Below are 21,643 nucleotides of genomic sequence, written 5' to 3'. Positions count from 1 at the left end.
TCGCGCATATCCACTTGAATTACTTTCAAAGTAACGTTCTTTAATCCAGACATTTCCATGAACTGCATCATGGTAAAATACACTTCTTTAATCATTTATCTGGTTTGTTGATGACTGTCCGTACTCGTTTTGCTCCTAGTCCTACTGGTTTTCTCCATATTGGAGGTGCCCGTACTGCATTGTTTTCATGGGCTTATGCACGTAAACATCAAGGCGACTTTATTCTTCGTATCGAAGATACCGATGTCGCACGCTCAACACCTGAGGCGGTGCAAGCGATTCTTGATGGCATGAACTGGCTTGGGCTGAGTTGGGATGAAGGCCCTTTTTACCAGATGCAGCGCATGGAGCGTTACAAGGAAGTCATTCAAAAATTATTGGATGAAGGTAAGGCTTATCATTGTTATTGCAGTAAAGAAGAGTTAGATGCCTTGCGTGAAAGCCAGATGCAACAAAATCTTAAGCCGCGATACGATGGGCGTTGGCGTCCGGAGTTAGGTAAGGAATTGCCTGCCAGACCGGAAGGAGTTTCACCAGTTGTTAGATTTAAAAATCCACAAACGGGTAATGTTGTGTGGAATGACCTTGTAAAAGGCCAGATCAGTATCGCTAATGAAGAATTGGATGATCTGATCATTGCACGTGGCGATGGTACGCCGACCTATAATTTCTGTGTGGTTGTCGATGACTGGGAAATGGGTATTACGCAAGTCATTCGCGGTGATGATCATGTGAATAACACGCCCCGCCAAATCAATATGTTAGTAGCCCTCGGTGCTGCTATTCCGCAATATGCGCATCTATCTATGATTCTCGGTGATGATGGACAAAAGCTTTCTAAACGCCATGGCGCCGTGAGCGTCATGCAATATGACGAAGATGGATATTTGCCAGAAGCCGTCCTTAATTACTTAGGTCGTTTGGGCTGGTCTCATGGGGACGATGAAATATTCAGCATGGAACAATTCTGTGCATGGTTCGATCTTGACCATATCACACCATCCGCAGCGCAGTTCAATACAGAAAAATTGAAATGGCTGAATGCCCACTATATTAAGCAGGCTGATATCGCGCGGCTTGCTCAAGATATCAAACAGCGCTTGGTAAAGTTGGAGGTTGATACAACCGCTGGGCCTAATTTAACTGCAGTTATCCAGCTTTATCGTGAGCGTGCGAATACATTAAATGAGTTAGCGGCGAGCGTAGCTTATTTCTATCAAAAACCAGCCATCGATCCCGCTGCGGTTGAAAAGCATATTACGCCCGATATCCTGCCTATCATTAAAGCAATGGTGGTAGAACTTGCCAAAATAGAATGGACGACTGAGGCTATTCATGGCGTGATTGAAAAAATGGTCACCGAAAATAGCTTAAAATTCCCTAAAGTCGCTATGCCATTGCGTGTGATGATTACCGGTGGCGCTCAATCCCCAAGTATCGATGCTGTGATGGCGCTGTTGGGTGCTGAGGAAGTCTTATCAAGAATCTCGACTTTTGCTGATTAATATATAAGGCAGAGTTGATTTAGCCTGAATAAATTATCAATTTGTTCTCTCTGGGCAGAACAAATTGATTAAGATAGAGTCGTAGTGACAGCTACATGGATTTCATGTGTTTGGCTAATTACTTTAAAAGTTTGTAAAGGTGCTTGAGATGAGCCAAATCATCCCCACCTTGATAAAAGTAATAGACTTTGAAGTAGTAAGGTAAAGATATGTTTTCTTTATAGAACCTACTTAATAATTAAAACTCCATAGGAGCATAAAATGAACACCAAAGGGCAGATGCTACAAGACCCATTCTTAAATACCTTGCGCAAAGAGCACGTGCCGGTTTCGATTTATCTTGTAAACGGCATCAAACTGCAAGGACAGGTTGATTCATTTGATCAGTACGTTATTCTGCTTAAAAATACAGTGACGCAAATGGTGTACAAACATGCCATTTCAACTATTGTTCCTGGTCGAGCAGTCAATATTCCCCATACTTCAGCTGAAGAATAATCCACGCTTGATGCTTAAACACGATGTTCGATAGACCGGTTGGCGGTGATGCTGTCGTTCTGGTTAGCCTAGATTTTGGTGAGACTGGCTACGAAGAAAGCCTTGATGAGTTAAGGCAATTGGCGATTAGTGCTGGTATGGACATTCGAGCGACTGTAGAGGGTCGTCGACCGAAGCCAGATGCCAAGTTGTTTATTGGCTCAGGCAAGGCAGACGAGCTTGCTGAAAAAATGCGAGAAGTCGAGGCCAAGGTCGCTGTTTTTAACCATGATTTAAGTCCTTCGCAACAGCGTAATCTGGAACGTCTTTTGGAAGCACGCGTGGCTGATCGCACGGGCCTGATTCTAGATATTTTCGCCCAACGTGCACAAAGTCATGAAGGTAAGTTGCAAGTGGAGCTGGCTCAGCTAGAGCATCTTTCTACACGACTTGTTCGCGGTTGGACTCACTTGGAGCGCCAAAAAGGTGGTATTGGTGTTCGCGGTGGTCCTGGTGAAACGCAGCTTGAGCTCGATAGACGCATGTTGCGTTTACGTGTTAAGCAACTACGCGAAAAGCTGGATAAGCTAAAACAGCAGCGCGGCATGCAGCGACGCTCTCGTCGGCGCTCCCAAGTGATGTCTGTGTCTTTGGTCGGTTATACGAATGCGGGTAAATCCACATTATTCAATCGGCTCACGCAATCAGGTGTCTATGCTGCTGATCAGTTATTTGCTACTTTAGATACAACCTCTCGTAAGGTTTATATTCCTGAGGGTGGGTCTGTTGTTATTTCAGATACGGTTGGTTTTATCAAACACTTACCGCATGCACTGGTCGAGGCATTTGGTGCAACGCTAGAAGAGGCGGTTCAAGCTGATTTGTTATTACATGTGGTCGATACCGCAAGTACTAATCGTGATGACCAGATTGCTCAGGTCAATAAAGTTTTGGGTGAGATAGGCGCTGATCAGGTGTACCAAGTGCTGGTACTAAACCAGATAGACCGGATTGGTATAGAGCCGGGATTAGAGCGAGATGAGTATGGTAGAATCTCAAAAGTTCGGATTTCGGCCAAGACTGGAGAAGGTCTGGATCTCGTTCGTCAGGTTTTGCTAGAGCATCAGCAGCACCTTAATGCGCAAACGCCGCATACTCACACGTCGCATATAAGTGCTGTCGTATAGTTTTGTTTTTGATATTTTCGGAGTAATTCATGGCTAACGATCCCGGTTGGGGCAATCGTAACAACGACGGGCCTCCCGATTTGGACGAGGTTTTGCGTCAGTTCACCCGCAAGCTAAATAATCTTTTCGGCAAGTCAGGCGATTCTGGCGATAAGACACCTAGTTCTGAAAATAAATCGATTCCTATTCTGCCGATTGTCGGGTTGGTGGCTTTGGTTTGGTTCGCCACTGGCTTCTATATCGTGGATCAAGGTTCACGCGGTGTCGTACTTCGTTTCGGTAAACATGTAGAAACGACGTTACCCGGCCCTCGCTGGCACATGCCTTACCCAGTTGAAAGCGTGACTGTGGTCAATATGGAGCAGGTTCGCACGGTTGAGGTTGGCTATCGTTCCTCCGAGGGTGATGCTGCACGTAGCAAGCAACAGCAAGAGTCACTCATGCTCACAGATGATGAAAACATCATCGATATCCAGTTCGCGGTTCAATACAACCTCAAAAATGTTGAAGACACACTGTTTAACAATCGTTCTGCCGAAGAGTCCGTGCGCGGTGTCGCAGAGACGGCCATTCGTGAAGTCGTTGGAAAGAGCAAAATGGATTTTGCACTTTCAGCTGGGCGTGAAGAATTAGCACTTAATGCAAAAGTCTTGATGCAAGACATCTTGGATCGCTATAAGACTGGCGTTTATGTGGTCAACGTCACGATGCAAAATGCCCAACCGCCTGAACAAGTGCAGGCCGCGTTTGATGATGCAGTCAAAGCCAACCAAGATTTGGAACGTCAACGTAATGAAGGTTTAGCTTACGCCAATGATGTGATTCCACGTGCAGCTGGTACAGCTTCACGACTATTGGCAGAAGCCGCAGGTTATAAGTTGCGTGTTGAAAATGAAGCTAAAGGGGATGCCAGTCGTTTCGAGCAAGTGTTGACACAATATCAGCGTGCGCCAGAAGTCACACGCCAGCGTTTATATATCGATGCGCAAGAACAGATTTTATCTAGTGTAAGCAAGGTGATCGTCGACCAAAAGGGTGGCAATAGCCTGCTTTACTTACCACTTGATAAACTCATTGCCAATACTGCGGCGCCAGCAAGCCCGGCCAATGCATCATCGTTACCTGCATCATCTACGCCTATATTGCCTGAACTGGATACTTCCCTACGTTCACGCGATGCTTTGCGTAGTCGTGATCGTGAGAGTAGATAAGGGTAGCCATCATGAAAAATATAGGTACAGTTTTAATCGCGGTGATAGGGCTATTGATCGTCACCAGTTTGTCAGCTTTTACGGTAGATCAACGTGAATATGCACTAGTGTTCCGCTTGGGCGAGATAGTTTCAGTCAAAAAAGAACCGGGGCTTTATTTTAAAATGCCGTTTGTCGATAACGTCAGGTATTTTGATCGTCGTATCCTTACTTTGAATTGGCAAGAGCCAGACCGCTTTATTACCAGTGAAAAGAAGAATGTGCTGGTCGATTCATTTGTTAAATGGCGCATCATCGACCCTGCCAAATACTATGTTTCTGTTAAAGGAGATGAGTTGCAGGCTGAGCGTCGTTTATCTCAGACCGTGAACGATGGCCTACGCGCTGAGTTTGGTAAACGCACGATTCATGAAGTCGTTTCCGGTGAGCGTGGCAAGATTATGGAAATATTACGCCAGCGTGCTGATCGTGATTCACGCCAGATGGGTATTCAAGTATTGGATGTGCGTTTAAAGCGTGTTGATTTGCCACAAGAGGTCAGTGAATCTGTTTATCAGCGTATGAATGCAGAGCGTAAGGGCGTAGCTAATAAACTGCGTTCAGATGGTGCTGCGGATGCTGAAAAAATCCGTGCCGATGCTGACAAGCAACGTGAAGTCATCATTGCAGAAGCTTATCGCGAAGCGCAGCGCATCAAGGGTGAAGGGGATGCGAAAGCTTCAGAGACGTATGCGCAAGCTTATGGTAAGAACCCTGAGTTCTACGCGTTCTATCGTAGTTTAGATGCCTATCGCAATAGCTTTAAAAGCAAGAGCGATGTCTTGGTACTTGAGCCGAATTCTGATTTCTTTAAGTACATGCGTAGTCCCGGCAAGAAGTAATATAAATTGTTAATAGCCGAATGAGTGCGAATCTATTAATTGCTTTTGGCCTGATGCTGGTTCTGGAAGGCATCTTGCCGCTCGTTGCCCCTAAAGCATGGCGGCAAACATTCCAGCGCATGGTCGAGCTTAAAGATGGCCAGCTCAGGTTCGTTGGTTTGGTTTCAATATTGGCAGGGTTGTTGCTGGTATTTATTGTTGATTAAAGACTTTTATGCGTAATTGGCTACTCCCCGAATACATTGAAGATGTGTTGCCCGCAGAGGCGGCACGTATAGAGCAATTGCGCCGCCGCCTGCTTGATCTTTTTAAAGTGCATGGCTATCAATATGTCATTCCTCCCTTGCTTGAGTATCTGGAGTCACTGATTACAGGTGTTGGCCATGATCTTGATTTGGCAACCTTCAAGGTGGTCGACCAGTTGACTGGCAGGTTAATGGGCGTGCGTGCCGATACCACGCCACAAGCGGCGCGCATTGATGCGCACATGCTCAATAACCATGGTGTATCACGCTTATGTTATGCAGGCAGCGTGCTGCGTACGAGCCCTGATGGTTTGGCGCAGACGCGTGAACCATTGCAACTGGGTGCAGAGTTATTCGGGCATGCAGGCATCGAGAGTGATATCGAGATACAGCGTCTGATGATTAAAGCATTACAGGCCGCTGGGGTTGAGTCACTGCATATAGATTTTAGCCATGTGGGTATCTTTAGCCATCTAGTCAAGAATGCAGGAATCAATCCAATACTTGAGCAAGCCCTTTATACTGCGCTGCAAAGTAAAGACCAGTCCAGCGTACGCGAACTTGCTGCTGGAATAGATCCGGTTATACGAGAGGCGCTATGCAGCTTGACAGAATTAAACGGCGGCGTTGCGATTATTGAAGAAGCACAAAAGCGTCTGCCTGCCACACCTGAAATAGTGAATGCCTTAAATGATTTGCGCCAAGTTGATCAAAATTTAGGGGATCTTGGCGTCAACGTATGTTTTGATCTTGCAGAGTTGCGTGGCTACCACTACCACAGTGGCATGGTCTTTGCGGCGTACGCCCAAGGTTACGCAGGCCCGCTGGCATTGGGCGGGCGATACGATGAAGTGGGTTCTGTCTTTGGTCGTGCGCGGCCAGCGACAGGGTTCAGTCTTGATCTGCGAGGTGTCATTACAGCACTACCGGTCGCCGCATTGCAAAAGGGCATATTTGCCCCGTATGACGCCGATCAATCCTTGTTAGAAAAGATCGAAGCGTTGCGAGCTGAAGGCCAAATCGTGGTGCAGGAATTACCAGGACATGAAGCGCATCGTGCTGAATTGAATTGCGATAGAAAATTAGTCAAACAAGCTCATGGGTGGCAAGTTGTTGATGCCCCTGAATTATTAAATTAGGTAAGAGTATTTATGTCCAAGAATGTAGTGGTAATCGGCACCCAGTGGGGCGATGAAGGCAAAGGCAAGATTGTTGATTGGCTCACGGATCATGCACAAGGTGTTGTACGCTTTCAGGGTGGCCATAATGCTGGGCATACCTTAGTCATTGGCCAGGGTGACAAACAGCGTGAATATAAGCTAAACCTTGTGCCATCTGGCATCGTACGTGAAGGCGTGCAATGCTATATCGGTAATGGTGTGGTGCTTGATGCAGGTCATTTGCTGGAAGAGATTACGGGTCTTGAGAAAGAAGGCATCGAGGTACGTAGCCGTCTCAAGGTAAGCCCCGGTTGCCCCCTGATTCTTGATTATCACGTCAAGCTCGATAAAGCGCGCGAGGCTGCGCGCGACCCCAGCAAGAAGATTGGTACTACTGGTAAAGGTATTGGCCCTACCTATGAAGATAAAGTGGCACGCCGTGCTTTGCGTGTTTATGATTTATTCTACCCTGAGCGATTTGCCGATAAATTAAGAGAAGTGTTGGATTACCATAACTTCGTTCTGACTAAATATTTGCATGGCGAGCCTGTCGATTTTCAGGTGCAGCTGGATTCCGCTTTGTCACGTGCGGAAACACTGCGCCCAATGGTGACTGATATCTCTGCGGCTTTGTACGAGGCTAATAAAGCAGGGCACAACTTATTATTCGAAGGTGCGCAAGGTACATTGCTTGATGTCGATCATGGTACTTATCCTTATGTAACATCTTCAAACTGTGTTTCCGGGCAAGCTGCTGCGGGTGCTGGCGTTGGGCCAAATATGTTGCATTATGTGCTGGGTATCACCAAAGCCTATACGACACGTGTCGGCGGTGGGCCTTTCCCAAGTGAACTCGATATCGAATGCCAAGATTCCCCTGGCTTCCAGATGTCGGATAAAGGGCGCGAGATCGGTACTGTGACCAAGCGTAAACGTCGTTGTGGCTGGTTCGATGCTGCTGCGCTTCGCCGTTCTGCGCGTATCAATGGCCTCACTGGTTTATGTATTACCAAGCTTGATGTTCTCGATGGCATCTCTGAATTGAACATCTGCACAGGCTATGAGCTTGATGGCAAGATTGTCGATATGTTGCCTGTTGGCGCTGACGATGTATCGCGTTGCAAGCCGATCTACGAGACATTACCGGGCTGGACTGAGAATACGTTTGGCATTAATACTTGGGATGCCTTGCCAGCCAATGCCCGTGCTTATCTGAAACGCCTTGAATCATTGTGTGAAGTGCCTGTCGATATCGTTTCTACAGGCCCTGAGCGCGATGAAACTATCGTTCTTCGCCATCCCTTTGCTGACTAACCCAGCAAAGGGATGGTAAGGCGACTATATTGAAACCAATAGCCGAGCAAAAACTCGCATGGGCGATTACTGGCTCAGGGCATTACTTACGCGAATGCATCGACATCATCCAGCAGCTTGAGAATGTAGATTTATTCTTAAGCAAAGCGGCGGCAGAGATTCTCCAGCAATATGGATATAAACATAATGTCAGCCGTGTTTTTCAGGATAAAACGGCAAGCGCGGTGCCGGTCGAGTTCTTCTATCATGGCGATTACCATACCGTTGTTATCGCGCCAGCAACATCGAACACCGTAGCTAAAATGGTGGCTGGCATCTCTGATACCTTAGTGACCAATGTCTATGCGCAGGCGGGTAAGTGCCGTGTTCCTTCTATCGTGTTTGCTTGTGATACGGAGCCAGAGCTTGAATCAGAAGCGCCACACGAGCACATGGTGAAGGTCTACCCACGGCGCATCGACATCGAAAACATGGAAAAGCTTAAAACCTTTGAAGAAACAACGGTGGTTAGCGATATGCAGCAATTAAATGCGGCAATTCAGGCGAGATTGGCATGTCTGAAAGCCTTCTCTTCTTAACTGGAAAACTCGCTGAAAAGAGCCTGCATAAAGTATTGGCAGGCATTCAGGAGACATCCCCAGCTGGTCACGACTTTAAGTATCGTATCGCGCAGATTGGGGTTTCTGTTGCTGCATTGATGACGCCTGAACTCATTGTTCGCCGCCTCCACGATACGGGAGATGCCGATCGTATATTTGTGCCGGGCCTATGTCGTGGCGATTTGCGTATACTTGAAGAAAAATACGGTATTCCTGTCGAGCGTGGGCCGGAAGACTTAAAAGACCTACCCCAGTTCTTTGGGCGAGGTGGTAAAGAACCGGACTTATCCATGCATGATGTTAAGATTTTTGCCGAGATCGTTGAGGCTCCCCAATTAACGGTGGATGGTATCGTTGCGCGTGCTGAGTATTTTCGCCAACAGGGCGCTGATGTCATCGATCTTGGTTGTTTGCCTAATACGCCTTTTGCACATCTTGCTGATGCAATTCAAGCGATCAAGTCTATCGGCATGCAGGTCAGTGTCGACTCTCTCAATAACGACGATTTACTGCTTGCAGGCAAGTCTGGTGCAGATTACTTATTGAGCCTGACAGAGAAATCACTATGGATCGCAGATGAGGTGCCATCAACACCGATCCTGATTCCGGCAAAAACTGGCAGCATGCCGTCGCTTTACCGTGCTATAGAAGGCATGCAGAAAAGGAATCGGCCATTTATCGCCGATGCGATCCTGGATCCAATTCCATTTGGGTTGACCGACTCCATTGTTCGCTATCAAAGGCTGCGCAAACGATACCCGGATATACAGATCATGATGGGGGTTGGTAACCTCACTGAATTAACTGATGCCGATACCACCGGAATCAACGCGATCCTCTTCGGTATCATCAGTGAGCTTGGTATTAACGCTGTGCTCGCGACATCCGTCAGCCCGCATGCAGTCAATGCAGTTGCTGAGGCCGATATCGCAAGACGCGTGATGTATGCGGCGCGTGAAGATAGGCGCTTGCCGCGGGACTATAGTGATGGTCTGCTAGGTCTGCACGATAGACGGCCATTTACCTATTCATCACAAGAAATAGACGAGCTAGCCTCGCAAATCAAAGACCCCAGTTTCCGTATTCAGGTCAGCAACGATGGCGTGCATATCTTTAACCGGGATGGCTTGTTCAGTGACACTGACCCATTCAAGTTATATCCCCATTTGAAGGTCGACGATGATGCATCCCACGCATTTTATTTGGGGGTTGAGTTGGCTAGAGCGCAAATCGCTTGGCAATTGAAAAAACGCTATAGCCAAGATGAAGAGTTGGAATGGGGTTGTGCTACGCCCAAAAAAGCGGCAGAAGGGCGAGTGGCACATCGCGATGCATCGCTGAAAGAGAAGCGCGCCAAAAAGCCGGAAAATCCATGAGTTTGCACAATCAACAAAAACAGCCAGAGATGATCTACGAAACCATCGTCACCACGGTTGATGCGCAAGGGCAGCCGCATGTTGCCCCGTTTGGCATTCGTGAACGTAATGGTTTAGTGTTGATTGCACCTTTTAAACCCTCATCTAGTCTGGATAATTTTTTACGTGAACGTACCGCTGTCCTCAATCTCACGGATGACGTCCGTGTGTTTGCAGGCGCCTTTACTGCGCGTCGTAACTGGCAAGTGCGTAAGGCCTATCATGTTGCAGGTTTCGTGCTTGAGGGTGTGTTGGCACATCGTGAGCTTGAGTTGGTTGAGGTTAAAGATGATGGCCTGCGCCCAGAGTTATATTTTCGGGTGGTGCACGAGGCCACACATGCACCATTTCGTGGATTCAATCGCGCGCAGGCCGCAGTCGTCGAGCTGGCTGTACTAGTTAGCCGATTACATATGCTCCCCATTGAAAAGATAGAGGCTGAGATTACCTACTTGGAGATCGCGATTAAAAAGACCGCAGGCGAAAGAGAGCTTGAGGCTTGGGGATGGCTGATTGAGCGTATAGACAATCATAAAGCTGCTATTTCGGGAGAAAATCAGGCATGACCAAATTGCTCGCTAGCGTGAAAGATAAGCACGAGGCGTTGATGGTGCTTAATGCCGGTGTTGATATCATCGACCTCAAAAACCCGGATCAAGGTGCATTAGGTGCGCTGCGCTATGAAGATATCGCTGAAATCGTCGCACTGGTTAACGGGGCAGGGATAACAAGCGCTACTATTGGGGATCTTCCTATGGTGCCTGAGTTGATTGTTCAAGCGATGCAGAGCACAGCAGAAACAGGCGTGGATATCGTCAAGGTAGGCTTTTTCCCATCTGCCCGCTCCTTGGAATGTATCGAAGCAATTTCAGCATTGAATCAAAATGGAATGAAAGTGGTAGCTGTGCTTTTTGCTGATAGACATCCTGATTTCGGATTATTAGATCATTTCAAGCATGCAGGTTTTTTTGGTGTGATGTTAGACACGGCAGGTAAAGATGGACGCCACTTGCTCGATCATCTACCGCTGTCAAAAGCAGGGGTTTTCATTGAGCAAGCTAAAGCCTTAGGATTGGTGTCAGGGCTCGCTGGTTCTCTCAGGCTGGATCATCTTCATGTATTAAAGCCACTCAATCCTGATTACATTGGTTTTCGAGGCGCGCTATGTGATGAGGCCGATAGAAAGCTAGCTTTGTGCGATACGCGCTTACAAACACTAAAATCAATGTTGCATAAAAACAACATTGCTATGCAAAACGCCGTGCATGCTTAATATGTCGAATATTGCGTTGCATCATAAAGGCGCTTTGAGTATAGTTACTTTTGATATTCTGATAGTCACTTAGGAGCTGGAACACAATGAATAAAAATCTTATTAGCTTGGCTGTTGCAGGTGCACTCAGCGTTGCCGCGTTTAGCGCTTCCGCAGAAGAAGCTTATGAAGGTTCTTGGTACGGATTAGCTGGTATCAGTGCTTTACATCCAGACAGCGATCTTGATGCTGATAGCAGTGGTGTTGGTGGCTTTGTCAGAGCAGGTAAAGAGTTAAGCGAGCACTGGGACGTACAAATCGGTGGTGGTTATGCTAAGTCCAGTGAAGATACTGGTATCGCTGGCGTAGGCGGTAAATACAAGCAAACATTGCTAGGTGTTGATGCGTTATATATGTTCAGCCGTGAAAAATTCCGCCCATTCCTGCTTGCAGGTCTTGGTGTGGCACACAATAAAGTTGATTACAGCAATGCTGGCCTTACAGATGACAGCAAGACTTCATGGATGGCAAACGTTGGTATCGGTGCGCAATACTTGATTACTGAGACTTTCGGCCTTCAGGCTGATTTACGTCAAGTTTGGAGCAAGGCTGATTACAAGCCTGCTGAAAGCAACGAGACAATCGGCAATACGTATCTGAATATTGGCGCTATCTGGCGTTTTGGCGCACCAACTAAAGTTGCAGCGGCTACTCCAGTGGCAACAGAGCCAGCAGTAGTTCCAGCAGCCGCTGAACCAGTTGGACCAGCTGCACCAGCATTTGAGAAAGTCACACTTGCATCTGAGGTCTTGTTCGGTTTTGATAAAGACGTACTAAAAGAAGAAGGCAAGAAGAAGCTGGATGTTGATGTTGTAGAAAAAATGAAAGCACATCCAGAAGTTGAATTGGTTCTGATCACAGGCCATACTGACTTTATCGGTGATGCTGGTTATAACCAAAAACTGTCTGAGCGTCGTGCTAGTGCAGTTAAGAAGTATTTGGTTAGCCAAGGTATTGCAGAAAGCCGTTTACATGCAGTTGGTAAAGGTGAGTCTGAAGCGGTTGTTTCTCCAGAAGGCGTCCGTGGTAAGAAGCTGATCGAAGCTTTGCAACCTAACCGTCGCGTTGTGGTTGAAATCGAAGTACAACGTGCTGCTGAGTAATCTTTAAAGCGCACGCTAAAAAGCCCCGCAATGCGGGGCTTTTTTATGCCTACCATGATGAATAACATGTCAAATATAGAAATTGATCTTGTCATTGAAGCGCGTTGGGTCTTGCCAGTGATACCTCATGGTCAAGTGCTGGAGCGTGTATCTGTCGTTGTTAACGATGGGGCGATTATAGAGGTCCTTCCCATTGAGCAGGCAAGACAGAAGTATTCACCAGCACAACGCATTGAGTTAAGTGAGCATATATTAATTCCTGGACTCATTAACCTGCATACGCATGCAGCGATGACTTTGATGCGCGGCTTGGCCGATGATGTGCCTTTGATGCCTTGGTTGAGTGAACATATATGGCCAGCTGAAAAACAGCTTATTTCTCCTAGACTCGTACGAGATGGTACATTGCTTGGCTGTGCGGAGATGCTCGCTGGCGGCATCACCTGTTTCAATGATATGTATTTTTATCCGCATGCAACGGCAGAGGCTGCGATTCAAAGCGGTATGCGGGCGAATCTGGGATTGGTTGTCCTAGAATTTCCGTTGCCTTATGCGAATGATGCAGATGATTATCTGCAAAAAGGGCTTGAGGCGCGTGACAGTTGGCGCGGCCAGCCTTTATTATCTAGTAGCCTCGCACCCCATGCGCCATATACGGTCTCTAATCATACTTTCGAGAAAGTGATGACTTATGCCGAGCAGTTGGGCTTAGGTATTCACATCCATTTGCATGAGACGCAGGAAGAAATTCGTCAGAGTATTGAACAGTATGGCGTGCGACCTTTACGAAGATTGGCTGATCTTGGCATACTTGGACCTAATCTCGTTGCGGCGCATTGTACGTGTGCAGATGAGGCAGACATTAAAATATTGGCGGAATATGGTTGCCATGTGGCGCATTGCCCAACATCCAATCTGAAGCTGGCAAGTGGCATTGCACCTGTAGCGGCAATGGTGAGCAAGCATGTGAATGTGGGAATAGGTACCGATGGGGCAGCGAGCAATAATCGCCTGGATATGTTTGCTGAAATGCGCATGGCAGCCTTACTCGCTAAAGGCATTACTGGCGATGCAACCGTGGTTTCAGCCGCTGAGGCTCTACAAATGGCTACGATTAATGGTGCCCGCGCACTCGGTATGGATGATAAAATCGGCTCAATAGAAATCGGTAAACTTGCAGACCTCACGGCGGTTAAAATCAGCAGCCCTGAAACGTTGCCGTGTTTCGATCCGATCTCGCATCTTGTGTATGTATTAGGTCGTGAGCATGTGAGCCATGTATGGGTCGCTGGCGATCTTCGATACCAAAAGCATGATGATCAAAACGGTGTCTATGCCAGCATAGAACCAGCAGAACTAAAGGAAATCACTTCTTTATGGCAAGTAAAGCTCAACCAATTCAAAGCGTAAATGTCGATCAGGCTGAGTTGCAGAAATTCGCTACGCTGGCGCATCGCTGGTGGGATCCCAATAGCGAATTCAAGCCATTGCACGAGATCAATCCCTTACGGTTGAATTACATAGATGTTGCAGTCGGGCTCAATGGAAAACGCGTGTTAGATGTCGGTTGTGGCGGCGGGATATTATCTGAATCCATGAGTAAGAAGGGCGCTGATGTTACTGGGATAGATCTGGGTGAGAAAGCACTTAAGGTTGCAGAGCTACATCGGCTTGAAAGTGGGGCGCAGGTCGATTATCAATTGATTTCAGTGGAAGAGCTTGCAAAACAAGCACCAGCAAGTTTTGATGTGGTGACGTGCATGGAGATGCTTGAACATGTCCCTGACCCTGCGGCAGTAGTGCAAGCTTGCGCGGATCTTGTTAAGCCGGGCGGTTCGGTGTTTTTCTCGACGATTAATCGGAATCCAAAGGCTTACTTATTCGCCGTGATAGGTGCGGAGTATGTCTTGAATATACTTCCTCGTGGTACGCACGATTATGCCAAATTCATCAAACCATCAGAGCTTTCATCATGGGCAAGGCAGGCAGATTTGTCTGTCAGTCATTTGAAAGGCATGAGTTACAACCCACTGACTAAGCATTACTGGCTGGGCGACGACGTTTCTGTTAATTACTTGATACAAACAAGCAAGTAGTCACGTGTCCAAAGCTATTTTATTCGATCTTGATGGAACACTCATCGATACTGCAACTGATTTGGGGTTGGCGCTAAATCTACAGCGTGAGCGCCATGGTCTACCCAGGTTACCCGATGCGCAGATCAGACCGTTTGCCTCCCATGGCTCCAAAGGGCTTTTGTCGATAGGGTTTGGTCTTACACCAGAAGATCCCGATTTTGAGAGCATGCGCACAGAATATCTGGATTTATACGATCAGGTATTCACCCAATCACCGATTTTATTCGATGGTGTTCAGCAAGTGCTTGATGCGATTGAAGCGAAAGGTTTGCCCTGGGGCATCGTCACCAATAAACCTAAGAGATTTACTGAGCCATTATTGAAATCCATCGCTTTATATACACGTGCGGCTTGCGTGGTTAGTGGAGATAGCGCGGCACGCCCCAAGCCTTATCCCGATAGCTTATTGATGGCATGCGAGCAAATGGGCATAAGCGCTACGGATTGTCTTTATGTGGGTGATGCTGAGCGGGATATTCAGGCCGGCAGGGCTGCCGGTATGAAAACGGTAGTGGCCTTATATGGCTACATTGATGCGAGTGAAACCCCTCAAAGTTGGGGTGCTGATATGCAGATAGCGAATGCTCAGGCCTTGCTGGATCTCATTTAAAGTCTTTATTCTTCTTCAGACTTGGTCCAGTGTGCAGTTAGACGAGATTGATCCAAAATCTCTTTCTCTTTGGTGCCGCAACGTTTGCAGTATCTAATGCGTAAGGGATAAATATTCCCTTCAAATTGAAACCCGTGTAATTCGACTTTCCAATCATGTAGGCCAATGCTACAGGCTATCTTGCTCCAGATAGTGCCAGACTTATTCAACGCTACGGCGTTCCATCATGGCTTGGGCAAGCGTGCCGCTATCTACATGTTCTATTTCTCCGCCCATTGGCAATCCTCGGGCAATGCGGCTGACTTTCAGACCGCGTGCACGCAGTAGCTCGCTCACATAATGCGCTGTCGCTTCGCCTTCAACGGTGTAGTTGGTGGCGAGGATGATTTCTTCGACGATGCCATCCTGTGCGCGCTTGAGTAATTTATCCAGATGGATTTCACGCGGCCCAATACCATCAAGCGGCGATAATTTTCCCATCAATACAAAGTACAACCCTTGATAAGCCTGTGTTTGCTCTAGCATCATCAGGTCAGTGGGCATCTCAACTACGCAGAGTAGCTTACCATCACGATTGCTTGAGGCGCACAAAGGGCATATCGACTGTTCACTAAAGGTGTTGCATAGCTCGCAGTGGCTAACGACCTGTAAGGCGTTGTGTAATGCCAAGGCTAACCCATTTGCGCCCACGCGGTCACGTTGCAGTAGGTGGTATGCCATGCGTAATGCGGATTTTGGCCCCACGCCTGGCAGACATCGCAAAGCCTCGACCAGCGATTCAAGGGCAGGGGGATTACGCATGGATAGAACGCAACAGAATTAAAATGGCAGCTTCATGCCTGGGGGAATAGGCAAGCCTGCTGTCAGGGCGCTCATGCGTTGTTGTGAAGTTGCTTCAGCTTTACGAATGGCGTCATTGAGTGCTGTCACAATTAGATCTTCTAGCATCTCTTTGTCATCACTAAGCAGGCTATCATCTATATTGATACGTTTGACTTCGTTGCTACAGGTGATCAGCACCTTGATCAAGCCGGATGCCGCTTGACCCTCTACCTCTATATTTGCAAGTTCTGCTTGCGCGCGCTTCATGTTCTCCTGCATTTGCTGCGCTTGCTTCATCAGGTTGCCGATGCCGCCTTTCATCATGGAATGCTCCTAAAATTTATCTATTGAATAGGTTTGATGCTGGTTGGGATAATTTTTGCCCCAAAGTCTTTTACCAGTGCCTGTACAAAGTCATCTTGCTCTATTGCTGATTCGGCATGTGATTGCAATGCTGCTTTTTCTTGGCTGATTTGCTGGGCAGGGGTATTGCCGGTGCCACCTATGTCGAAATGTAGCTGGATTTTCCTGCCGAAATATTGTTGGATGGCCGCATGCAATTTATCTTTATAGTTGGCATCCAGCAAATGCTTTTGTTCCTGCGAGACTGATAAGTGAATGTTGTTTTCATCAAAACTCACTAACTCACAATTTTGAGCTAGCGCGCGAGCCAGCCCTAGCTTTAGTAAATCAACCAAACCGCGCCAATTGCCATCGAAGTTCGTTGGTTCTATAGCCAGTGGGGGCTCTGAAATGGCATTGTTTTCAGTGCTGGCGGGAGCGCTGACATCTTCTTGGAATGTTGGGGAGGCTACTTTGTCTGCGATAGCAGGGCTAGTCTGCTGAGGTTCCGCAACTTTAGGCTTCAGCAAAGCACCTTCTACCTTTGGCGCAATTGCTAGATTAGGTGTAATCGGTTTTGCTGCTTGCGATTGAACAGCATTGCCAGGTGTAAAAGCCAGCATGCGCAGTAGGCTCATTGTAAAGCCAGCGAATTCGTCTGGTGCCAAGCCAAGGTCTCGACGTCCGAGTAGTGCTATCTGGTAATAAAGCTGTACTTCTTCTGCAGTCAGTTTTTCTGCCAAATTCAGGAGGGCTGCCCGTTCAGGAAGGTCAGTAGCGATACTGTCGGGTACGGTCTGCGTGATGGCTATTTGCTGAAGCAGGTTCGCAAGATCATTTAATGCTGCATCGAATGAAAGGCTGCGCTGCTCCATAATACGAGCTTGGGCAATCAGCCGTGCTCCATCGTGCGCTATCAAGGCGTGTAGTAGCTCAAATAGATAGCTTTGGTCGATTGCGCCCAGCATCGCACGTACTTCTTGCTCGTGCACCGCATTCCCACCATAAGCAATGGCTTGGTCTAGCAAGGATAGTGCATCGCGCATGCTGCCATTTGCCGCGCGTGCGACCAATTGCAAAGCGACCGATTCAAACGATATATTTTCTTGCCCAAGGACTGACTGCAAATGGTCGGCAATTGCGGTGCTCGACATTTGCCTCAGATTAAATTGGAGGCAACGTGATAGAACCGTGACAGGTACTTTTTGGGGATCTGTAGTCGCTAAGATAAATTTAACGTGTGCAGGCGGCTCTTCTAGCGTTTTCAGCATCGCATTAAATGCCGAGCGCGAAAGCATGTGCACTTCATCGATGATATAGACCTTAAAGCGACCAACCGTCGGCGCGTACTGCGCATTCTCAAGTAGCTCGCGCATGCTATCGACTTGGGTATTCGATGCGGCATCGACCTCAAGCAGGTCAACAAATCTGCCTCTGTCTATGTCTACACAGGCTGAACACTGCCCACAAGGGTTTGCTGTAATGCCAGTCTCACAGTTAAGCGATTTTGCCAGTATGCGAGCCAAGGTGGTTTTACCAACGCCGCGGGTACCGGTAAACAGGTAAGCGTGATGCAGACGCTGTTGCTCAAGGGCATTGGTGAGTGCGCGCACTACATGCTCTTGGCCAACGAGTGCTTCAAATAGCTTGGGACGCCATTTACGGGCAAGAACCTGATAGCTCATAAGGCGATATGCTTTTGGTTGAGTAAGGTATTAACTTTAGCCCAAAATACAGGATTCGTCTGCATGCTTGTATTGAATTATTGCTGCCTAAAGTTTAAAGATATCGGGTTCTATAGCAGAAAAATTGAGAGGCGAGCCTGACCCCCGGCACTTGCTTCAATAGTTGTGGCTGCTTCCTTCCGGACCTGACCAAGTTGGCTACTTTGCAATGCGGGGAGGCCCGCCAGACTGTATTTTAACCCAACTTGCCAATTATTCGTTAGTCTATATTTCGCAGTGGTGGCGTTTAATTAGGGCTTACGCTATATTGCTCAGTGTTAGGCATTGATAAATAAAAATAAAGAACCTTGAGTTGCGAAAGTCTTTGATGCAAATAACACCAACGCAGTCTGTGGAGAGCCTTCGTCTCTTTATAGGTCAATTAAGCGAACCGCCAGCTGCTCTGCTCAGTAAAGCCATTCTCTCCATTCTGGTATTGGCTGAAAGCCTAGTCTGTATATTCTGGATTTATGCGTTATCAGGATTAGGGGAGGGCTATGCATTAATGGCAGCCGTGCCTTATGTATATTTCGTACTCTCATACACCAGCCTGCTTATATTTTACCGACTCAAACGTTTTGATTACTTCACATTCATCCAGCTCGTAATGTTGCTAGTCATGCCTTATTTCATGCAATGGCTAATCGGTGGTTTCTCTGCATCCAGTGGTGTCGCCATCTGGGCCATATTATCACCAGTAGGTGCGTTGATGATTTTGGGTGCTCGTCAATCTACGCCATGGTTTGTTTTATTTATCGGGCTTGCAGGCATCTCTTGGTATCTAAATCCTTTATTTGCTGGTAATGCGCTGCCAATCCCGACACATTTGAAAGATATATTCTCCGTGATCAACATGGCGGGGTTATCGGTCATTTTATATATCGTCATGCGCTATTTTCAATCGCAAAAAGCCAAGGTGTTAGATGCGCTGGCGATTGAGAAGGCACGGTCAGAGCAACTGCTTTTAAGTATCTTCCCCCAGTCAGTCGCAGATAGCCTGAAAATAAGTGACGCACACATTGCTGAGCACCATGATGCGGTGACCATTATGTTTGCGGATCTGGTTGATTTCACCGGAGTGTCAGCGGATATGTCGCCAGCTGATCTGGTGAATTTATTGAATCAGGTATTTTCCCGATTCGATGAGTTGACTGAAAAATACGCGCTTGAGAAAATCAAGACGATTGGTGACTCTTATATGGTCGTAGGAGGTGTGCCAGTCAGTCGACCTGACCATGCTGCCGCAGTTGTAAATATGGCACTAGAAATCAGTGGAATATTAGCTGAGGTATCTGCAGCGACAGGCAAAAAACTATCCATGCGTATCGGTATCAATAGTGGTCCTGTCGTGGCGGGCGTTATCGGCCATTCTAAATTCAGCTATGATTTATGGGGGGATACTGTCAATCTGGCTAGCAGGATGGAGCAGCTTGCGATTCCTAACACGATTCAAGTGACTGAGGCGACTTATCAGTTATTGCAGAACGAGTATATTTTTGAAACTAGAGGGCTTATATCCGTTAAGGGTAAAGGTGAGGTTTTGGCCTATATTCTAAAGGGTAAGCGTTGATTGTTAAGCGTGATAGGTTTGGACTGATCGTATAGTTGGGATATAATCCGCCTCCACGAACGGAGAGGTGGATGAGCGGCTTAAGTCACCACCCTGGAAAGGTGGCACAGGGGTAACCCTGTCGAGGGTTCGAATCCCTCCCTCTCCGCCAGGCATACCCCAGTCAGTCTCAGCAGTATTCTCACCCCCAATTAATACAGTAATTATAAAACATCCGTCGATGATAGATGCATTTGAGACTATGCAGGCCTTTGATAGATAAGAACGAATAAAAACATGCGATGTCTTATTGTTGAGATGTATTTAAGCTTGGGTGTCAATTAAAGTAATCAGTTGAGGATATGCATAATGAAACGGCTGTTAGTAACATTTCTTTTGTTGATGGGAGTTAATACCGTGCATGCTGCTTGCTCTGAATTATATGATCATCAGTTCGACACCCTACAAGGCAAAAAAATCAATTTATGTGATTATCAAGACAAACCGATTCTTGTGGTGAATACGGCTAGCAAATGCGGTTTCACACCTCAGTTCGAGAAACTGGAGGCGATGTATAAAAAGCATAAAGATAAGGGCTTATTGATTATTGGTTTTCCATCGAATGATTTTAAACAAGAGCCGGGAAGCAATAAGGAAGTAGGGGAGTTCTGCAAGATGACCTATGCAGTAGAATTCCCTATGGTCGAAAAAAGCTCAGTGGTCGGGTCGAACGCAAATGCATTCTATAAACAGCTTGCCTCTATTACCAAAGAGCCACCGATGTGGAATTTCTACAAATACCTGATTTTGCCTCATGGCAAACAGGTTTATGCCTTTAGTAGTGATATTGCCCCTGAGTCGGCTGACGTGATGGACAAACTTAAGCCTTATATAAAGTAAAACATTAAATTATTAATATAATATGATGTTTTATAAATATTAATAAATAACTAGGCGTGCTGAATGACTGATGTAAAAGCAAGCCAAACTGCACCATTCGAAGACCTTACCCCAGATTTTATTCTAGATGCACTTGATAGCATCGGCTTAAAAGGAGATGGACGTTTACTTGCGCTGAATAGCTATGAAAATCGTGTATATCAGGTCTGGATGGATGAAGCGCCCTCACTTGTCGTTAAGTTTTATAGACCCGCCCGCTGGACAGATCAGGCCATTATCGAAGAGCATGACTTTGTAAATAGCCTTGCTGACGCTGAAATCCCGGTTGTTGCGCCTATCGCATATGCAAATCAGTCTTTGTTTTCATATCAAGCGCATCGTTTCGCAGTTTTTCCAAAACATGGTGGTCGTGCCCCAGAGCTTGATAGGGAAGGGGTACTAGAGTGGATAGGCCGATTTATCGGCAGAATTCATGCCATAGGCGCGTCTGATGTATTTAAATCTCGCCCAACAATCGATATTGCGAGTTTTGGTATTGAGCCCAGCCAATTTTTGTTGAATCACAATTTTATTCCTGTTGAGCTTGTTGATGTCTATGAAGGGGTGGTCAAACACGCGTTAGAGAGTGTGCAACGGTGCTTTGATCGTGCTGGTGATGTAGCCAGCTTGCGATTACATGGCGATTGCCATATGGGTAATATGCTATGGACGGATGATGGTCCGCATTTTGTCGATTTTGATGATAGCCGCATGGGGCCAGCCATTCAGGATTTGTGGATGATGTTGTCTGGTGATCGCGCTGAAATGGCAGCGCAGCTCAATGATATTTTGGCGGGCTATGAAGATTTTTACGAGTTCAATCCACGTGAGGTCTATTTGATCGAAGCATTGCGTACTTTACGCCTGATCCATTACTCCGCTTGGATAGCACGGCGCTGGGATGATCCTGCATTTCCCGCCGCATTCACATGGTTTAATACGCAGCGTTATTGGCAAGACCGCATTCTGGAGTTGCGGGAGCAGATCGCTTTGATGGATGAGCCTCCCATCATGCAGGGGAACTTCTAGTATCAACTGATCCAGTTTTATACTGTACTTAGCCTGATACCTGATTGTTTTACCAAGTAATTCTAGAACTGTACTGCAAAA

General features: G+C 46.9%; 22 protein-coding genes, 1 tRNA gene and 1 other RNA gene. 20 read left to right on the top strand and 4 right to left on the bottom strand.

Annotation, left to right across the window (positions count from 1 at the left end; genetic code table 11):
• The first annotated feature begins 110 nt into the window (after nucleotides 1-110).
• The 16 genes from gltX (at nucleotide 111) to A7981_RS06630 (ending at nucleotide 15,157) form a co-directional block, all read left to right on the top strand.
• Nucleotides 111-1,505: a glutamate--tRNA ligase gene (gene gltX, locus A7981_RS06705; RefSeq protein WP_067265822.1), complete on the top strand. Its 1,395-nt coding sequence runs from the start codon at nucleotides 111-113 to the stop codon at nucleotides 1,503-1,505.
• A gap of 261 nt (nucleotides 1,506-1,766) precedes the next feature.
• Entirely contained in the window at nucleotides 1,767-2,003 is a 237-nt protein-coding gene (gene hfq / locus A7981_RS06700; protein ID WP_067265820.1) for an RNA chaperone Hfq, read from the top strand.
• Between the two features lie 23 nt (nucleotides 2,004-2,026).
• Nucleotides 2,027-3,169 carry a GTPase HflX gene (gene hflX / locus A7981_RS06695; protein ID WP_067265809.1) on the top strand — a complete coding sequence of 381 codons (1,143 nt, stop codon included), beginning with the start codon at nucleotides 2,027-2,029 and terminating at the stop codon, nucleotides 3,167-3,169.
• Between the two features lie 29 nt (nucleotides 3,170-3,198).
• Nucleotides 3,199-4,380 (top strand): FtsH protease activity modulator HflK, encoded by a 1,182-nt coding sequence (gene hflK / locus A7981_RS06690; RefSeq protein WP_067265807.1) that lies wholly within the window; start codon nucleotides 3,199-3,201, stop codon nucleotides 4,378-4,380.
• 11 nt (nucleotides 4,381-4,391) lie between these two features.
• The gene (gene hflC / locus A7981_RS06685; RefSeq protein ID WP_067265806.1) at nucleotides 4,392-5,261 is read left to right on the top strand and encodes a protease modulator HflC; all 870 of its coding nucleotides are present in this window, start codon (nucleotides 4,392-4,394) and stop codon (nucleotides 5,259-5,261) included.
• A gap of 20 nt (nucleotides 5,262-5,281) precedes the next feature.
• Complete coding sequence (locus A7981_RS06680) at nucleotides 5,282-5,467, top strand: DUF2065 domain-containing protein (RefSeq protein WP_067265804.1); 186 nt, start codon at nucleotides 5,282-5,284, stop codon at nucleotides 5,465-5,467.
• 8 nt (nucleotides 5,468-5,475) lie between these two features.
• Nucleotides 5,476-6,645, top strand: coding sequence for an ATP phosphoribosyltransferase regulatory subunit (locus tag A7981_RS06675; protein ID WP_067265802.1), 1,170 nt, complete (start codon nucleotides 5,476-5,478; stop codon nucleotides 6,643-6,645).
• Nucleotides 6,646-6,657: 12 nt separating this feature from the next.
• Nucleotides 6,658-7,980, top strand: a complete 1,323-nt coding sequence (locus A7981_RS06670; protein ID WP_067265800.1) for an adenylosuccinate synthase — start codon at nucleotides 6,658-6,660, stop codon at nucleotides 7,978-7,980.
• Nucleotides 7,981-8,009: 29 nt separating this feature from the next.
• Nucleotides 8,010-8,558, top strand: a complete 549-nt coding sequence (locus tag A7981_RS06665; protein ID WP_067265798.1) for a flavoprotein — start codon at nucleotides 8,010-8,012, stop codon at nucleotides 8,556-8,558.
• A complete protein-coding gene (locus tag A7981_RS06660; RefSeq protein WP_067265796.1) occupies nucleotides 8,534-9,955 on the top strand; it encodes a DUF6513 domain-containing protein in 1,422 nt (473 codons plus the stop codon). Before A7981_RS06665 ends, A7981_RS06660 begins: the two co-directional genes overlap by 25 nt.
• Nucleotides 9,956-9,984: 29 nt before the next feature.
• Nucleotides 9,985-10,560, top strand: coding sequence for a DUF447 domain-containing protein (locus A7981_RS06655; protein WP_067266644.1), 576 nt, complete (start codon nucleotides 9,985-9,987; stop codon nucleotides 10,558-10,560).
• On the top strand, nucleotides 10,557-11,267 hold the full coding sequence (locus A7981_RS06650) for a (5-formylfuran-3-yl)methyl phosphate synthase (protein ID WP_067265795.1): 711 nt from the start codon (nucleotides 10,557-10,559) through the stop codon (nucleotides 11,265-11,267). Before A7981_RS06655 ends, A7981_RS06650 begins: the two co-directional genes overlap by 4 nt.
• A gap of 86 nt (nucleotides 11,268-11,353) precedes the next feature.
• Complete coding sequence (locus A7981_RS06645; RefSeq protein WP_067265792.1) at nucleotides 11,354-12,409, top strand: OmpA family protein; 1,056 nt, start codon at nucleotides 11,354-11,356, stop codon at nucleotides 12,407-12,409.
• 66 nt (nucleotides 12,410-12,475) lie between these two features.
• Nucleotides 12,476-13,819 carry a TRZ/ATZ family hydrolase gene (locus A7981_RS06640; protein WP_067266642.1) on the top strand — a complete coding sequence of 448 codons (1,344 nt, stop codon included), beginning with the start codon at nucleotides 12,476-12,478 and terminating at the stop codon, nucleotides 13,817-13,819.
• Nucleotides 13,786-14,505 carry a bifunctional 2-polyprenyl-6-hydroxyphenol methylase/3-demethylubiquinol 3-O-methyltransferase UbiG gene (ubiG, locus tag A7981_RS06635; protein ID WP_067265790.1) on the top strand — a complete coding sequence of 240 codons (720 nt, stop codon included), beginning with the start codon at nucleotides 13,786-13,788 and terminating at the stop codon, nucleotides 14,503-14,505. Before A7981_RS06640 ends, ubiG begins: the two co-directional genes overlap by 34 nt.
• Nucleotides 14,506-14,509: 4 nt before the next feature.
• Nucleotides 14,510-15,157 carry an HAD family hydrolase gene (locus A7981_RS06630; RefSeq protein ID WP_067265787.1) on the top strand — a complete coding sequence of 216 codons (648 nt, stop codon included), beginning with the start codon at nucleotides 14,510-14,512 and terminating at the stop codon, nucleotides 15,155-15,157.
• Nucleotides 15,158-15,358: 201 nt separating this feature from the next.
• Here A7981_RS06630 and recR read toward each other — a convergent pair whose 3' ends face one another.
• From recR to ffs, 4 genes are all read right to left on the bottom strand, one after another.
• Complete coding sequence (gene recR / locus A7981_RS06625) at nucleotides 15,359-15,958, bottom strand: recombination mediator RecR (RefSeq protein WP_067265785.1); 600 nt, start codon at nucleotides 15,956-15,958, stop codon at nucleotides 15,359-15,361.
• Between the two features lie 18 nt (nucleotides 15,959-15,976).
• On the bottom strand, nucleotides 15,977-16,303 hold the full coding sequence (locus A7981_RS06620; protein ID WP_067265782.1) for a YbaB/EbfC family nucleoid-associated protein: 327 nt from the start codon (nucleotides 16,301-16,303) through the stop codon (nucleotides 15,977-15,979).
• A 20-nt stretch (nucleotides 16,304-16,323) separates the two neighbouring features.
• Nucleotides 16,324-18,006, bottom strand: a complete 1,683-nt coding sequence (dnaX, locus tag A7981_RS06615; protein ID WP_067265777.1) for a DNA polymerase III subunit gamma/tau — start codon at nucleotides 18,004-18,006, stop codon at nucleotides 16,324-16,326.
• Nucleotides 18,007-18,133: 127 nt separating this feature from the next.
• Nucleotides 18,134-18,231, bottom strand: an RNA gene (ffs, locus tag A7981_RS06610) — signal recognition particle sRNA small type.
• 142 nt (nucleotides 18,232-18,373) lie between these two features.
• On the opposite strand from ffs, the gene A7981_RS06605 reads away from it, so the two are divergent.
• The 4 genes from A7981_RS06605 (at nucleotide 18,374) to A7981_RS06590 (ending at nucleotide 21,562) form a co-directional block, all read left to right on the top strand.
• Complete coding sequence (locus tag A7981_RS06605; protein ID WP_088178030.1) at nucleotides 18,374-19,615, top strand: adenylate/guanylate cyclase domain-containing protein; 1,242 nt, start codon at nucleotides 18,374-18,376, stop codon at nucleotides 19,613-19,615.
• 61 nt (nucleotides 19,616-19,676) lie between these two features.
• Nucleotides 19,677-19,766 (top strand) — tRNA-Ser (locus tag A7981_RS06600).
• A 197-nt stretch (nucleotides 19,767-19,963) separates the two neighbouring features.
• Nucleotides 19,964-20,494, top strand: coding sequence for a glutathione peroxidase (locus A7981_RS06595; RefSeq protein ID WP_067265775.1), 531 nt, complete (start codon nucleotides 19,964-19,966; stop codon nucleotides 20,492-20,494).
• 63 nt (nucleotides 20,495-20,557) lie between these two features.
• Nucleotides 20,558-21,562, top strand: coding sequence for a serine/threonine protein kinase (locus tag A7981_RS06590; protein WP_067265772.1), 1,005 nt, complete (start codon nucleotides 20,558-20,560; stop codon nucleotides 21,560-21,562).
• Nucleotides 21,563-21,643: the final 81 nt, after the last annotated feature.

The organism is Methylovorus sp. MM2, from assembly GCF_001648895.1.
Taxonomy (GTDB): domain Bacteria; phylum Pseudomonadota; class Gammaproteobacteria; order Burkholderiales; family Methylophilaceae; genus MM1.
This window is presented reverse-complemented; position numbering and strand designations above follow the sequence as displayed.